This is a genomic window from Mycobacteriales bacterium (assembly GCA_035995165.1).
GTDB lineage: Bacteria > Actinomycetota > Actinomycetes > Mycobacteriales > CADCTP01 > CADCTP01.
Genome location: DASYKU010000004.1, coordinates 1 through 13,781 on the forward strand (window position 1 = coordinate 1; position 13,781 = coordinate 13,781).

14 protein-coding genes are annotated in these 13,781 nt (G+C 75.7%); 8 read left to right on the forward strand and 6 right to left on the reverse strand.

The window, feature by feature from the left end; genetic code table 11:
- The first annotated feature begins 947 nt into the window (after positions 1–947).
- The 6 genes from VGP36_00410 (at position 948) to VGP36_00435 (ending at position 4,181) form a co-directional block, all read left to right on the forward strand.
- A complete protein-coding gene (locus VGP36_00410) occupies positions 948–1,895 on the forward strand; it encodes a TPM domain-containing protein (protein HEV7653187.1) in 948 nt (315 codons plus the stop codon).
- A gap of 398 nt (positions 1,896–2,293) precedes the next feature.
- Positions 2,294–2,629 carry an Rv2175c family DNA-binding protein gene (locus VGP36_00415; GenBank protein ID HEV7653188.1) on the forward strand — a complete coding sequence of 112 codons (336 nt, stop codon included), beginning with the start codon at positions 2,294–2,296 and terminating at the stop codon, positions 2,627–2,629.
- Positions 2,629–2,829, forward strand: a complete 201-nt coding sequence (thiS, locus tag VGP36_00420) for a sulfur carrier protein ThiS (GenBank protein HEV7653189.1) — start codon at positions 2,629–2,631, stop codon at positions 2,827–2,829. The genes VGP36_00415 and thiS overlap by 1 nt, the downstream gene beginning before the upstream one ends.
- Positions 2,822–3,451 carry a thiamine phosphate synthase gene (gene thiE / locus VGP36_00425; protein HEV7653190.1) on the forward strand — a complete coding sequence of 210 codons (630 nt, stop codon included), beginning with the start codon at positions 2,822–2,824 and terminating at the stop codon, positions 3,449–3,451. The genes thiS and thiE overlap by 8 nt, the downstream gene beginning before the upstream one ends.
- Complete coding sequence (locus VGP36_00430) at positions 3,448–3,777, forward strand: lycopene cyclase domain-containing protein (GenBank protein ID HEV7653191.1); 330 nt, start codon at positions 3,448–3,450, stop codon at positions 3,775–3,777. The genes thiE and VGP36_00430 overlap by 4 nt, the downstream gene beginning before the upstream one ends.
- Positions 3,774–4,181, forward strand: coding sequence for a lycopene cyclase domain-containing protein (locus VGP36_00435; GenBank protein HEV7653192.1), 408 nt, complete (start codon positions 3,774–3,776; stop codon positions 4,179–4,181). Before VGP36_00430 ends, VGP36_00435 begins: the two co-directional genes overlap by 4 nt.
- Here the strand turns inward: VGP36_00435 and VGP36_00440 are convergent.
- The 6 genes from VGP36_00440 to VGP36_00465 all read right to left on the reverse strand — a co-directional run bounded on the left by VGP36_00440 (position 4,066) and on the right by VGP36_00465 (position 12,024).
- The gene (locus tag VGP36_00440) at positions 4,066–4,722 is read right to left on the reverse strand and encodes an alpha/beta fold hydrolase (protein HEV7653193.1); all 657 of its coding nucleotides are present in this window, start codon (positions 4,720–4,722) and stop codon (positions 4,066–4,068) included. The two genes, VGP36_00435 and VGP36_00440, sit on opposite strands and share 116 nt — an antisense overlap.
- 334 nt (positions 4,723–5,056) lie before the next feature.
- Positions 5,057–5,971: a phytoene/squalene synthase family protein gene (locus VGP36_00445; protein HEV7653194.1), complete on the reverse strand. Its 915-nt coding sequence runs from the start codon at positions 5,969–5,971 to the stop codon at positions 5,057–5,059.
- Positions 5,971–7,578, reverse strand: a complete 1,608-nt coding sequence (mptB, locus tag VGP36_00450) for a polyprenol phosphomannose-dependent alpha 1,6 mannosyltransferase MptB (GenBank protein ID HEV7653195.1) — start codon at positions 7,576–7,578, stop codon at positions 5,971–5,973. Before mptB (VGP36_00450) ends, VGP36_00445 begins: the two co-directional genes overlap by 1 nt.
- Positions 7,575–9,227, reverse strand: a complete 1,653-nt coding sequence (mptB, locus tag VGP36_00455; GenBank protein ID HEV7653196.1) for a polyprenol phosphomannose-dependent alpha 1,6 mannosyltransferase MptB — start codon at positions 9,225–9,227, stop codon at positions 7,575–7,577. The genes mptB (VGP36_00450) and mptB (VGP36_00455) overlap by 4 nt, the downstream gene beginning before the upstream one ends.
- 85 nt (positions 9,228–9,312) lie before the next feature.
- The gene (gene crtI, locus VGP36_00460) at positions 9,313–10,824 is read right to left on the reverse strand and encodes a phytoene desaturase family protein (protein ID HEV7653197.1); all 1,512 of its coding nucleotides are present in this window, start codon (positions 10,822–10,824) and stop codon (positions 9,313–9,315) included.
- A gap of 90 nt (positions 10,825–10,914) precedes the next feature.
- Positions 10,915–12,024, reverse strand: coding sequence for a polyprenyl synthetase family protein (locus tag VGP36_00465; GenBank protein HEV7653198.1), 1,110 nt, complete (start codon positions 12,022–12,024; stop codon positions 10,915–10,917).
- A 115-nt stretch (positions 12,025–12,139) separates the two neighbouring features.
- Here VGP36_00465 and metF point away from each other — a divergent pair, with 115 nt between their 5' ends.
- Both metF and VGP36_00475 read left to right on the forward strand, forming a co-directional pair.
- A complete protein-coding gene (metF, locus tag VGP36_00470) occupies positions 12,140–13,030 on the forward strand; it encodes a methylenetetrahydrofolate reductase [NAD(P)H] (GenBank protein HEV7653199.1) in 891 nt (296 codons plus the stop codon).
- A 65-nt stretch (positions 13,031–13,095) separates the two neighbouring features.
- A complete protein-coding gene (locus tag VGP36_00475) occupies positions 13,096–13,776 on the forward strand; it encodes a CDP-alcohol phosphatidyltransferase family protein (GenBank protein HEV7653200.1) in 681 nt (226 codons plus the stop codon).
- Positions 13,777–13,781: the final 5 nt, after the last annotated feature.

The window sequence follows — 13,781 nt, forward strand, 5'->3', positions numbered from 1 at the left end:
CGCGACCGGCTGGTCCGCGGTCTGGCTGGACTCCGGCGGGCGGCTGTCCGGGCTGCTCGCGGTGGACCGGCCGCGGGACGCGACCCAGGCCCGCAAGGGGATCGACGCCGGCGCGGTCCCCGATCCCGCCCGCCTCGCCGATCCCGGCATCCCCCTCCGCACCACCTGACCCCGGCTCCGCCCGGGCCTGCCCGGGTCCGTCCGGTGGTGGTGGGGCCTGCCCGGGTCCGTCCGGTGGTGGTGGGGCCTGCCCGGGCCCGTCCGGTGGTGGTGGGGCCTGCCCGGGCCCGTCCGGGGGTGGTGGGGCCTGCCCGGGCCTGCCGGGCGGTGGTGGGGCCTGCCCGGCCTGCCGGGCGGTGGTGGGGCCTGCCGGCCTGTCGGGGGGTGGCGGGGCCTGCCTGGGTCCGCCCGGGCGGTGGCGGGCCTGCCGGCCTGTCGGGGGGTGGCGGGCCTGCCCGGCTGTCGGACGTGGCGGGGGCTTGCCGGGCGGTGGCGGGGCCTTGCCCGGGCGGTGGGGCGTGGTCGGGCGGTGGCGGGCCTGCTCGGCGGTGGCGGGACTCGGGTGTGTGCCGGCGGTTGAGGCGGCCGCGCCTGGGGGCCGGAGCCGGTCGCGCGGGGTGCCCTGAGGAATGGCTCCGACGGGACGGTGTCCCGTCGGAGCCGTACCACTCCCAGAGGTAACTACCACTCTGAGTGGTATCGCTTCCGATGGACACCATCGGGCCGCACCACCGGCTCGACGACGGTAGGCCGGAGGGCTGGCCCAGGAGTGGCCCCCGAGCGGTCCGGCGGCGGGTCCGCGGTGCCCCTCACCCGGGCCGCGGCGGGGGTGGGCGGGATGGCCGATGGCGGACAGGGGTGGGTCAATGTGGGTACGAACCGGAGACGACCCGCTACCGTCGCAGTGCCCGGACCGTCCGATTCGTCGCTTGTCCCCGGAGGACGCCGTGCGCCGCACGATCACCGCGCTCGCCGCCGCAGCCGCCGTCATCCTGCTCGGGCCGGCCGCGGCCCTGGCCGCGCCGACGCCGGCAACGACGGCCCTGGCCGCGCCGACGCCGGCCACGACGGCCCTGGCCGCGCCGACGCCGGCCGCGACCGCTCCGCCCGGAGCCACGGCGTACCCGGCCCCTGCGGTCTGTGTCGACACCACCTCGACGCTGCCGGCCGCGACCTGCGCCCGGATCACCTCGGTCCTGGACGCCGACGAGAAGGCCAGCCCGGAGAAGGACCAGACAGCGGTCGCGCTGGTGCCGACCACCGGCGACGCCTCGATCGAGGACTGGTCGACCGGGCTGTTCAACGCCTGGGGCGTCGGCCAGAAGACCGAGAACAACGGCGTGCTGCTGGTGATCGCGCTGGACGACCACCGGCTGCGCATCGCGACCGGCGACGGCCTGCGCAGCCGGCTGCCGGACGGGCAGGCCAGCGAGATCATCGGCGGCACGATCACCCCGCTGCTCAAGCAGGGCCGGACCGAGGACGCCGTGCTGGCCGGGCTGGACGGGATCCGGACCGCGCTCGGGCACGACGTGCTCACCACCCCGCTGGCCGCGCCCGGGACCACCGACGGGCTGGACGCCGACCCGTTGTTCGGCGACCAGACCACGGAGGCCGTCGACGGCGACGGCGGCTCCGGCAATGCCGCCTGGCTCTGGATCCTGCTGCTGGTCGGGATCGCGGTGGTCGGCTGGGTGATGTCGCTGGCCCGCAGGTCCGGCCACACCGACGGCACCGACGACGACTCCTATCGGCGGCGGCGCTCGTACCGGTCCTTCGGCTCGTTCGGGTCGTCGAGCTCGTCCTCGCACCACAGCTCGTCCTCCTCACACCACTCCTCGGGCAGCTTCGGCGGCGGCCACTCCTCCGGCGGCGGCTCCTCCAGCAGCTGGTAACCCCGCCGCCGATCGCCCCCGAATTCACCGACCCGCCCGAGCGTCGGCGCCCCACCCGCCTCCGCCGCCCCGCCGCCCCCGCCCGTGTCCGGTGGTCCGGTGGTCCGGCTGTGGTCCGGTGGCTCGGTGGTCCGGCTGTGGTCCGGTGGCCCGAGCCACCGGCCGTGTCCGGTGGCTCGGTGGCTCGGCCGGGTCCGGCGGCCTGGCCGCCCGGCCGTGTCCGGCGGCCCGGTGGCCGCGTGGCGTCGGGTCCCGGCCCTGCTGACCGACCGGCGGTCAGCGCCCGGCTGCGTGGCAGAGGCCCCGCGGCCCCGACCGCGCGGGTCCCGGCCGCGGGTGCGGCCGGCCTGCGGTGGGTGGGGCCGCGGCGCCGGAGGCGGCATGGCACGCTGGACGGCGTGAGTACGGAGTTCGAGTGGTTGACCGTCCCGGACGTGGCCGAGCGGCTCGGGGTCTCGGTGACGAAGGTGCATCAGTTCTTGCGGGAGGGCGGCCTGGCCGGGCAGCGGCGCGACGGCGTGCTGCGGATCCCGGCCAAGTTCGTGGCCGGCGACACGGTGGTCAAGGGCCTGACCGGCGTGCTGACCCTGCTGCACGACGGCGGGTACGACGACGAGGCCGCGATCCGCTGGCTGCACACCCCGGACGACTCGCTGCCCGGGACGCCGGTGGACGCGCTGCAGGCCGACCGCAGCCGCGAGGTCAAACGGCGGGCCCAGGCATTGGCCTTGTGATGCGGGTGACCGTGAACGGCGACGACCGCGACCTGCCCGAGGGCCTCGGCCTGGTCGCGCTGATCGAGCAGCTCGGCCTGCGGCCGGGGTCGATCGTGGTCGAGCGCAACGGCGACGCCCTGGTCCGCTCGGAGATGGACGCCGTCGTGCTGGCCGACGGCGACCGCCTGGAGCTGGTCCGCGCGGTCGCCGGTGGATAGCCGGGAGCGGCTGGCCGGCGCGAAGCTCTACCTCTGCACGGATTCCCGGCGCGCGCAGGGCGACCTGGCCGAGTTCCTGGACGCGGCCCTGCGCGGCGGCGTCGACATCGTGCAGCTGCGGGAGAAGGGGCTGGAGGCGCGCGCGGAGCTGGCCCTGCTGGAGGTGTTCGCCGACGCCGCCCGCCGGCACGGCGCGCTCTGGGCCGTCAACGACCGCGCCGACCTCGCGGCCGTCTCACACACGGACGTGCTGCACCTCGGCCAGGACGACCTCCCTGTCCCGGCCGCGCGCCGGATCATCGGCGCCGGCCCGCTCGTCGGCCGCTCGACCCACGACCGGGACCAGGTCGACGCGGCCGAGAAGGAGCCGGACGTCGACTACTTCTGCGTCGGCCCGACCTGGCCGACCCCGACCAAGCCCGGCCGCCCCGCCCCGGGCCTGGACCTGACCCGGTACGCGGCCCACGTCGCCACCCGTCCCTGGTTCGCCATCGGCGGGATCGACGAGGCCCGGCTCGACGCGGTGATCGAGGCCGGCGCCCGGCGGGTCGTGGTGGTCCGGGCGATCACCGCGGCCGCCGACCCGGAGGCCGCGGCCCGGGCGCTGCGGGCCCGGCTGTGAGCCATCTCGCCTACGTCGCGGTCCTGGCCGGTTGCCTGCTCGGCACCGCCCCGCTGGAGATCGTGCTGCGGACCCGGGTCTACGCCCGCTGGCGGCGCTGGCTGCTCTCCCTGCTGCCCACCCTGGTCGTCTTCAGCGCCTGGGACCTGTACGCGATCCACGCCGGCCACTGGACGTACGACCTGCACCGGATGACCGGGCTGCTGCTGCCGGGCCGGCTGCCGCTGGACGAGGTGCTGTTCTTCCTGGTCACCCCGACCTGCGCGATCCTCGCCTTCGAGGCGGTGCGTGCGGTCCGCAGGTGGCCGGTCGGGGACGAGGGGTGACCTACACCCAGCTCGCGCTGATCGGCGTGGCCGGGGCGCTGCTGGTCGACACCGTCGTGCTGCGGACCTGGCTGATCCGGCGCCGGACGTACTGGACCGCGTACACGATCGTGGTGTTCTTCCAGCTGGTCACCAACGGGATCCTCACCGGCTTCGACATCGTCCGCTACGCCCCGGCCGCGATCCTGGGCTGGCGGATCGCGTACGCGCCGGTGGAGGACCTGCTGTTCGGGTACGCGATGGTGACGCTGACGCTCTCGACCTGGGTCTGGCTGGGCCGCCGCGGCGTCAGCCGGTCAGCAGGTCGGCCAGCTCGCCCGGCCGGGCGAGGAACGGCGAGTGGTCGCCGGGGAGCTCGACCACCTCGGCCGGCGCCGCCGACCGGGCCCAGTCCGCGTCGATGATCCTGTCGTCCCGGCAGAGCAGGTAGGTTCCGGACGGCCGCTCGGCCACCGGGCCGGGTTCGGCCGTGATCCGCCAGTGCTGCGGGCGCAACGCTCCGGCGGCCGCCCGGGCGACCGCCGGGGGAGAGTCCGGGTAGAGCCACTCGACGGCGGCGTCCGGGAGCCACTGCGTCGAGCCGTCCGGGTTGGCGGTCTGGCCGCGCCCGATCCCGCGGCGGGTCATCCGTTCGCCGGCCTTCGCGCGCTCGTCCACGCTGCGGCCGGGCTCGGGCAGCATCGCGGCCAGGTAGACGACCCGGCGCACCGGCCGGACGAGCGGCGCGACCAGGCCGGCCAGCGAGTGCGCGACCAGCACCACGTCGGTCTCGCCGGCCAGCGCGTCGTCGATCACCGCGGCGTACTCGGCCGCGCCGGCCTCCGGGTCGCCGATCGGCAGGTCCGGCGCGACGCAGCGGTGCCCGCGAGCATTCAGCTCGGCCGCGACCGCATCCCAGCACCAGCCGCCGTGCCAGGCCCCGTGCACCAGCGCGAAAGTCGCCATCCCAGCCAGCATCCCACCCGTCAGCGCCCGGGCTGCCGGCGTCGCTCAGCGCCGGCGGCGCGCACCCGCAGGGCCCCGCTCAGCGGAGGCGCGGCACCCGGCGAGGGCACGCGCTCAGCGCGGGGCACGCACCCGCGGGGCCCGCTCGGCCGGGGCGCGCACCCGGCGGGGCGGAGGACTGCGGAGCCCGCGCTCCCGCGGGGGCCCGCTCAGCGGGGCCGCGCACCCGGCCGGGGCGGGGACTGCGGAGCCCGCGCTCCCGCGGGGCGCCGCCCCCGGGAGCCCGCTCAGCGGGGGCGCACCCGATGGGGCGCGCACCGGCGGGAACCCCCGCTCAGCGACGGGCTGCGTACGCGCGCGCCAGACCCGGCACCGCGACCCGGATCCGCTGCGCCGGCCCGACCGACACCCGCCGGTCCAGTACCTGGTAGTCGGCCCGCTCGACCTCGTCCAGGATCCCGCCGTAGAGCCGGACGGCGGTCCGGATGCAGTCCCGGCTGGTCGGGTCGAGCAGCCGGACGCCGGGCGCCGCGGCCCGGTAGAGCTCCCGCGTCCGCGCGATCTCGTACGCCAGCAGCCGCCGGACCGGCCCGTCCACCACCCCCCGGGCCAACCGCTCCCGGTCGACCCCGAACAGCGCGAGGTCCTCGCCCGGCAGATAGACCCGCCCCCGGCGCAGGTCCTCGCCGACGTCCCGGATGAAGTTCGACAGCTGGAAGGCGATCCCGAGATCGGCCGCGTACGGCTCGGCGATCTCCCGCGGCACCGTCGGCTCCAGCACCGGGACCATCTGCAGCCCGATCGCCGCCGCCGACCCCCAGACGTAGGTCAGCAGGTCCTCGTACGTCTCGTAGCCGGAGACCGTGAGGTCCATCCGCATCGAGGCGAGGAAGTCCTCGAACAGCCCGAGCGGGATGTCCCAGCGCCGGACGGTGTCCACCACCGCGCGGCTGACCGGGTGGTCGGAGGAGCCGGTCCGGACCGCCTCCAGGAACCGGCCGCCCCAGTCCCGCAGCCACTCCGCCTTCTCCGCCGGGGTCAGCGTGGAGGCGAGGTCGTCGACGATCTCGTCCGCGTACCGGGCGAAGCCGTAGAGCGCGTGCACGTACGGCCGCTTGGACGCGGGCAGCAGCAGCGTGGCCAGGTAGTAGGTCCGCCCGTGGGTCGCGTTCAGGCGCCGGCAGCGCTCGTACGACTCCCGCAGCGCCGGGTCGGTGATCCCGGCGGCGTCCAGCTCCCGGGCGCTCACTACACGGAGGCTACCGGCTTCCCGAGATCGCGCCCGTTGACCGTGATCGGAGGGACGACCTGCGGGTTCACGGTCTCCACGACCCGCTCGGGCGGGCCGTCGGAAGGTTCGCCCGCAGTGCGCCCCAGCACCGCGAAGGTGGCGACCGCGGCCGCCGTCGCCATCGCCAGCACCGGCGGGACCTCGAGGAAGAGGTTGGAGCCCTGCGGCGCGATCATCATCGACAGCCAGAAGCAGGCCCCGGCCGCGACCAGCCCGACCCGGCGGTCCAGCTTCGTCGCGCCGAGCAGCGTCAGCCCCCACAGCACGTACCAGGGCTGCACGACCGGGCCGAGGACCACGACGACCAGCAGCGCCAGCGCGGCGGCCCGGACCCAGCCGATCCGCCCGGCCTTGAGCCAGAGCCAGAGCAGGATCCCGGCGGTGGCGACCTGCCCGATCAGCCGCGCGGCCGAGATCACCGGGTCCTGGTACGTGACGAAGTTGGGGATGCCCCGCAGCACCTCGACGAGCATGCCGATCCCGGTCGGGATCGACGTCCAGGCCACGACCTGGCCGGAGGCGTTGAGCTGGTTGATCCAGCCGAAGCCGAGCCCGGTCACCCCGGTCAGCAGCGCGATCGTCGCCGCTGCCACCGCCCCGGTCCGGACGCTGGCCCGCACCAGCACCCAGCGGCCGGTCAGCTGCCGGGCCCAGACCCAGGCCAGGAACGCGACCGCCACCGCGGCCGGCGCCTTGACCAGCACCGCGGCCGAGCAGAGCACGACCCCGAGCGCGACCCACCGTTCCTCGGTCGCCTCGATCGCGATCGTCAGCCCGGCTACGACCAGCCCGACCATCAGCGCGTCGTTGTGGCCGCCGGCGATGAAGTGCGCCAGCACCAGCGGGTTGGCGATGCCCAGCCAGATCGCGACCCTGGGGTCGCCGCCGGCCGCGCGGGCCAGCCGCGGCAGGTACTTCGCGGTCAGCAGCACGCCGGCCACCGCGAGCAGCCGCATGGCGAAGACCGTGGTCACCACCCGGTCGCCGGTCACCGTGGCCACGGCCCGCCCCAGCCCCAGGAACAGCGGCCCGTACGGCGCGGGGGTGTCGACCCACATCCCGGAGATCTCGTCCAGGAACGGACCCGGCAATGACACCGGTCCCACGCTGTACGGATCGAGCCCGGCGTGCGCGATCTGGGCCTGGGCGGCGTACGCGTACAGGTCCCGGCTGAAGAGCGGGACGCAGACCACGAGCGGGGCGGCCCAGAGCCCGGCGATCTTCAGCAGCCGGCCGGGGTCGGTGCCCTCCTCGCGGCGCAGCAGCGCGCGGCCGAGGTAGAGCCAGGCCATGCCGAGCACGGCCAGGCCGACGTAGACGAACGCGAGCGCGGCCTTCTCGCCGACGCCGTCGCGCAGCACCGCGATCACCGGGGTGCGCTTGACCGGGTCGTAGACGGGGGGAGCGCCGGCCCCTAGGGAGCCGAGCGCCAGCAGCGCCGAGCCGGCGAAGCCGACCAGCACGACCGTGCGGAGGTGCGCGGTGCCCCAGCCCGTCCACCGGGTCGTGGCGGCCCGGGCGAGGCGGGTCTCGCGGAGGGCGGCGACGGCCGCCGGGGCCGTCACGGCTCGCGCACCGCCCCCGGTCCGGACGCCGCCGCGCCGACCGTGCGCAGCCCGCCGCCGGAGTGGTCGGAGCCGTCGGGGCCGACCGAGCCGTCGGAGCCGTCGGAGCCGTCGGGGCCGACCGAGCCGTCGGACCCGTCCGCGGGCCGGCGGGGCCCGCCCAGCACCGGTCCGCCGGAGCTCAGCGTCCGCCCCGGCAGCAGCTCGAACAGGGCCGCCGCGCCGGCCACCGCGGCCGCGCAGAGGACCGCCTGGATGATCGCGCTCACGTCGACCGTCCCGCCCTTCGGCATCACCACGACCGCGAGTGCGGCTGATGCCGTGATCACGGCCGTACGGGACCGGAGGTTCGACGTGCCGCAGGCGATGAGCACGAAACCCCAGAGCAGGTACCAGGGCTGGACCACCGGGCTGAGCGCGACGACCGCGACGAACCCGAGGCCGAGCGAGGCGATGAACCCGCGCCGGTCCATCCGGGCCAGCAGCACCAGCACGATCACGACCGCGGCCAGCCCGCCGGCGCCGCGGAAGACCGCGATCGCCTTGTCCATGACGAACTGGTCGTCGCCGACGCCGAAGTAGTGCGCGATGACGCCGACCAGCTCACCCATCAACGTGGTGCCGGACAGCCAGTTGCGGACCGTGCCGGGCGTGTTGAGCGCGCCGATCCAGCCGTAGCCGAGTCCGGTGCCCCAGGACACCAGCGCGATCACGGCGCCGGAGATCGCGCCGACCCCGGCCGCGGCCCGGACCAGCCGCCACCGGCCGGTCAGGTGCTGGGCCCAGAACGGCACGATGAACACCAGCGCGAGCGCGGCCGGCGCCTTGACCAGCAGCGCCAGCGAGACCAGCACGATGCCGAGGATCGACCGGCGGTCCATCACCAGCACCAGGCCGGCGACCATGAGGCCCATCAGCAGCGCGTCGTTGTGGGCGCCGCTGACGAAGTGGAAGAGCACCAGCGGGTTGAGCACGGCCAGCCAGAGCGCGCGGTCGGCCGGGACGCCGCAGTGCCGGGCCAGCCGCGGCACGTACCGGACCAGCAGCAGGACGCCGACCAGCGCGAGCAGCCGCATCCCGAGCACGGTCGGCACGGTCCGGTCACCGCTGACGTCGACGACCCAGCGGGCCAGCTGCAGGAAGGCCGGCCCGTACGGCGTCGGGGTGTGGGTCCAGAGGTCGGGCACGTCGGCCAGGTACGGATTGTCGGGGATCGCCCCGGGCCCCCAGAAGTACGGGCTGGCGCCGTCGTGCACCATCCAGCCGACCGCCCCGTAGCTGTAGACGTCCCGGCTGAACATCGGCGGGGCCAGGCAGAGCGGGGCCGACCAGAGCGCGAGCGTGGCCAGCAGCGACCGGCGGCCGGGGCCTTCCGGGGTGCCGACGCGGCGGCCGAGGAACAGCCAGGCGACGACGAGCAGGGCCAGCCCGGCGTACCCGACGGCGAGCGCGAGCGGCTCGCTGGCCTGCAGCCAGTCGACGATCCGGAACCGGGCGAACGGATCGTCGCGGGGCAGCGCGCCGGCGCCGATACCGCCGACGGCGAGCGCGAGCGCCCCGGCGAAGCCCAGCATCCGATAGCGGTCGAGGAGCCGTAGCTCCCCGATCGCCCGGAACCGGGAGAGCCGGGTCGGAAGCGGTGCCAGCACGGCCATCAAGATTACCGGGTTCGCCGGAAACAACCGCATCCGAAAGGGCAGTGTTGACGGATTCTGCGGAGTGTCTTCAGTCTCGTCACAGCCAGGCGCGGGACCGGTACGTCCGGTCACGTCCGGTCACCCGCTCCGCGGCCAGCCGGCCGGACAGCAGCACCATCGGCACGCCGACGCCCGGTTGCGTCCCGGAACCGGTGAACACGACGTTGTCCAGGCCCCGCGGCAGCGTCGGCGGCCGGAACGGCCCGGTCTGCCCGACGGTGTGCGCGGCCGCGAACGGCGCCCCCGCGGCCAGCCCGGACGCGGCCCAGTCGGCCGGCGTGACGAGCCGTTCGACCTCGATGCCGGCCCCGAAGCCGGTGTACCCGCGGGCCTCCAGCGTGGCCACGATCTCGTCCCGGTAGCGCGGGCCGGTGCTGGCCCAGTCGATGCCGGCGGTGAGGTTCGGGGTCGGCGCCAGCACGTAGTAGGACTGCTTGCCGGCCGGCGCCAGGCTCGGGTCGGTGTGCGTCGGGTTCGTCACCAGCAGCGACGGGTCGGACATGAGCTGCCCGTCCCGGATGATCTCGTCGAACGTGCGCCGCCAGGCCCGGCCGAAGTGGATGTTGTGGTGCGCGATCTTCGAGTACCGCGCGCTCGACCCGATGTGCAGCAGCACGCACGAGGGGGAGTAACGCAGGCTCTTCACCCGCCGCGGCACCGAGTCCGGCGGCAGCAGGTCCCGGTACGCGACGGGCAGGTCGGGGTTGAGCACGACGACGTCGGCCTCGATCCGCTCGCCGTCGGTCGTGACCACCGCCCGGGCCCGGCCGCCGGAGACCTCGACCCGGGCCGCCTCGGTGCCGTACCGGAACCGGACGCCGTGCTTCTCGGCCGCGCCGGCCATCGCCCGCGGCACCGCGTGCATGCCGCCGCGGGGGAAGAACACGCCCGCGACCGAGTCCATGTAGGCGATCACCGCGTAGATGGCCAGCGCGTCGTACGGGGACAGGCCGGCGTACATGGCCTGGAAGGAGAAGACGCGCTGGGTCCGGGGGTCCTTGAGGTACCGGCCGACCGCGGGGGCGAGCCGGCCGAAGCCGCGCAGCGCCAGCAGCCGGAGCAGGTCCGGGCCGAGCAGGCCGAGCGGGGAGTCGATGTTGCGGTCGATGAACGTCCGCATCTCGGCCTTGTACATCGCGCTGACGTACCCGACGAACCGCCGGTAGCCGGCCGCCTCGGCCGGGCCGCAGACCCGCTCGACCTCCGCCGCCATCGCCTCCACGCCGGAGTGCACGTCCAGCGTCGACCCGTCCGGGTAGTACGCGCGGTAGAGCGGGTCGACCGGGTCCAGCTCCAGCCAGTCCTCCAGCCGCTCGCCGACCGCGTCCAGCGCGTCCGCGATCAGCTCCGGCATCGTCAGCACGGTCGGGCCGGTGTCGAAGCCGTAGCCGTCCCGCTCCAGCCGACCGGCCCGGCCGCCCGGCACCGGCTCCCGCTCCAGCACGGTGACCTCGCGCCCGGCCCCGGCCAGCCGCAGCGCGGCCGACAGCCCGCCGAGGCCCGCGCCGACCACGACCACCCGGTCCGTGGGCCCCGTCACCGTGCGCACGCCCCGACACTAGGGCCGGCACCCCGCTCCCGCCTGCCGAGCGGAGGCCCGGCCCGGCCGGGTCGTCCGGCTCGTCCCGGGACGGGAGGTTCAGACCGCCCGGGTGGTGGCCGCGGCGGCCAGCTCGCGCAGGACCAGGCCGGCGTCCGGGTCGACCGCGGACGCGTCCAGCGCCTGCACGGCCCGCTCGGTGCAGGCCGCGATCATCGCCTCGACCTCGGCCAGCGCGCCGGTCACCACGATCACCTCGCGCAGCCGCTGCACCCCCGCCGGGTCCAGGGCCGGGTCGCCCAGCAGCCGCTCCAGCAGCCGGACCTGGGCCGGGCCGCCGCGCTGGGCCGCCAGCGCGACCAGCACGGTCCGCTTGCCCTCGCGCAGGTCGTCCCCGGCCGGCTTCCCGGTCTCGGCCGGGTCGCCGAACACGCCGAGCACGTCGTCGCGCAGCTGGAACGCCTCGCCCAGCGGCAGCCCGTACGCCTCGTACGCGGAAAGCAGGGCCCGGTCGGCGCCGGCCAGCGCCGCGCCGAGCTGCAGCGGCCGCAGCACGCTGTAGCGGGCGCTCTTGTACTGGATGACGCGCCGGGCCCGCGGCACCGAGCCGCCGCCCATCGCCTGCTCCAGCAGGTCCAGGTACTGGCCACCCATCAGCTCGGTGCGCATCTCGTCGAACAGCGGCCGGGCCCGCAGCAGCCGGTCCGGCTCCAGCCCGCTGCCGAAGAACATCTCGTCGGTCCAGCCCAGGCAGAGGTCGCCGAGCAGGATGGCCGCGCCGGTGCCGAACGAGTCCCCGTCGCCGCGCCAGCCCTCAGATGCGTGCAGCGTGCCGAAACGCCGGTGCGCCGCGGGCCGGCCCCGGCGGGTGTCGCTGCGGTCCATCACGTCGTCGTGGATCAGCGCGCAGGCCTGGAACAGCTCGAGCGAGGCCGCCGCGGCGACCATCCGGTCGTCGTCGGGCAGGCCGGCGCCGCGCCAGGCCCAGTAGCCGAATGCCGGCCGCAGCCGCTTGCCGCCGCGCAGCAGCTCCCGGACCGCGCGCACCAGCTCGCCGGTCTCGTAGCCGACCGCGAACAGCCGGGCGTCCTGCCGGTCCAGGAACGACTCCAGCGCGCCGGCCACCCGTCCGCGCAGGTCCTCCCGCTCCAGCACCGGACCCGGACCGGGGTGCAGCGCCGGTCCGGTTCGGTCCTGCGTCGAGGTCAACACACGCTCCCGGGTCGTGGCGGGCGGTCCGTGCGCGAAGTATCGAGGAGGTCCGGCGGTTCCGCCTGTTGGCGGCATCAGGGCCGCACGAGCGGGGCCCGCTACGCTGGCCGCCATGACCGGCACGGTGCGGGACCGGCTCGCCGAGAGCGGCCCGACGTTCTCCTTCGAGTTCTTCCCGCCGAAGACCGACGAGGGCGAGCGCCTGCTCTGGCAGGCCATCCGGCAGCTGGAGTCGCTGCAGCCGTCCTTCGTCTCGGTGACGTACGGCGCGGGCGGCTCGAACCGGGACCGGGTCGTCGAGATCACCGAGCGGATCGCGACCGAGACCACGCTGCTGCCGATGGCCCACCTCACCGCGGTCGGGCACTCGGTGGCGGAGCTCCGGCACGTGGTCGGCCGGCTGGCCGGCGCGGGCGTCCGCAACGTGCTGGCGCTGCGCGGCGACCCGCCGGGCGACCCGATGGCCGAGTGGACCGCCCACCCCGAGGGCCTGTCGTACGCGGACGAGCTCGTCTCGCTGGTCAAGGCCCACGGCGACTACTGCGTCGGGGTGGCCGCGTTCCCGGAGAAGCACCCGCGCTCGCCCGACCTGGAGTCCGACACCCGCCACTTCGTGGCCAAGTGCCGGGCCGGGGCCGACTTCGCGATCACCCAGATGTTCTTCCGGGCCGAGGACTACCTACGGATGCGGGACCGGGTCGCCGCGCTCGGCTGCGACGTGCCGATCATCGCCGGCATCATGCCGATCACGAACGTCCGCGGCATCGAGCGCTCGGCCCTGCTCTCCGGCGCGGCGTTCCCGGCCGACCTGGCCGAGGAGCTGCACGCGGTCGAGGACGACCCGGCCGCGGTCCGCCGCGTCGGCGTCGAGCACGCCACCGCGCTCTGCGAGCGGCTGCTGGCCGAGGGCGCACCGGGCCTGCACTTCTACACGCTGAACCGGTCCACGGCGACCCGCGAGGTGTACGCCGGGCTCGGTCTCGAGCGGATGGCCTCCGCCTGAGCGCTGCCGGGCTGACCGCGCTGGTCCTCGCGGTCGCGGCCGTCGCGGTGCTCGTCCTCACGGTCGTGACCGCGCGCCGGCCGGCCGAGCCGGTGCCGGACCTGCGCGGCTACCTGGCCCGGTGGGCGCCGCTGCACGGCGGCTACGAGCCGGCTCCGTCCAGCCTGGCCGGGCGCTGGCTGACGCTGGCGTACACGCTCGCCCGGCCGCTGGCCGCGCGCGGGGTCTCGCCGGACGTGCTCACGGCCTGGGGCGTGCTGGTCTCCGCGTTGGTCGCGGCGGTGGCCGCGCCGGGCGGACGGTGGCCGCTGGCCGCGATCGGCATCGCGGTGGCGGCCGGGCTGCTGGACAACCTCGACGGCGCGGTCGCGATCCTGTCCGGGAAGACCTCCCGCTGGGGCTACGTCCTGGACTCGCTGGCCGACCGGCTCTCGGACGCCGCGTACCTGCTGCCGCTCTGGTTCCTCGGCGCGCCCGGCCCGGCCTGCGTGATCGGCGGCTCGCTGATGGTCCTGCAGGAGTACGCCCGGGCCCGGGCCGGCAACGCGGGCATGGGCGAGGTCGGCGTCGTGACCGTCTGGGAGCGGCCGACCCGGGTCATCCTCACCGCGTTCCTGCTGCTCGGCTGCGGGCTCGTGGTCGGGCACGCCGACCTCATCGCCACGCTGGGCGCCGCCGCCTGGATCGGGCTCGGCGTGATCGGCCTGACCCAGCTCCTCGTCGTCGTCCACCGCCGCCTGACCTGAGCCGG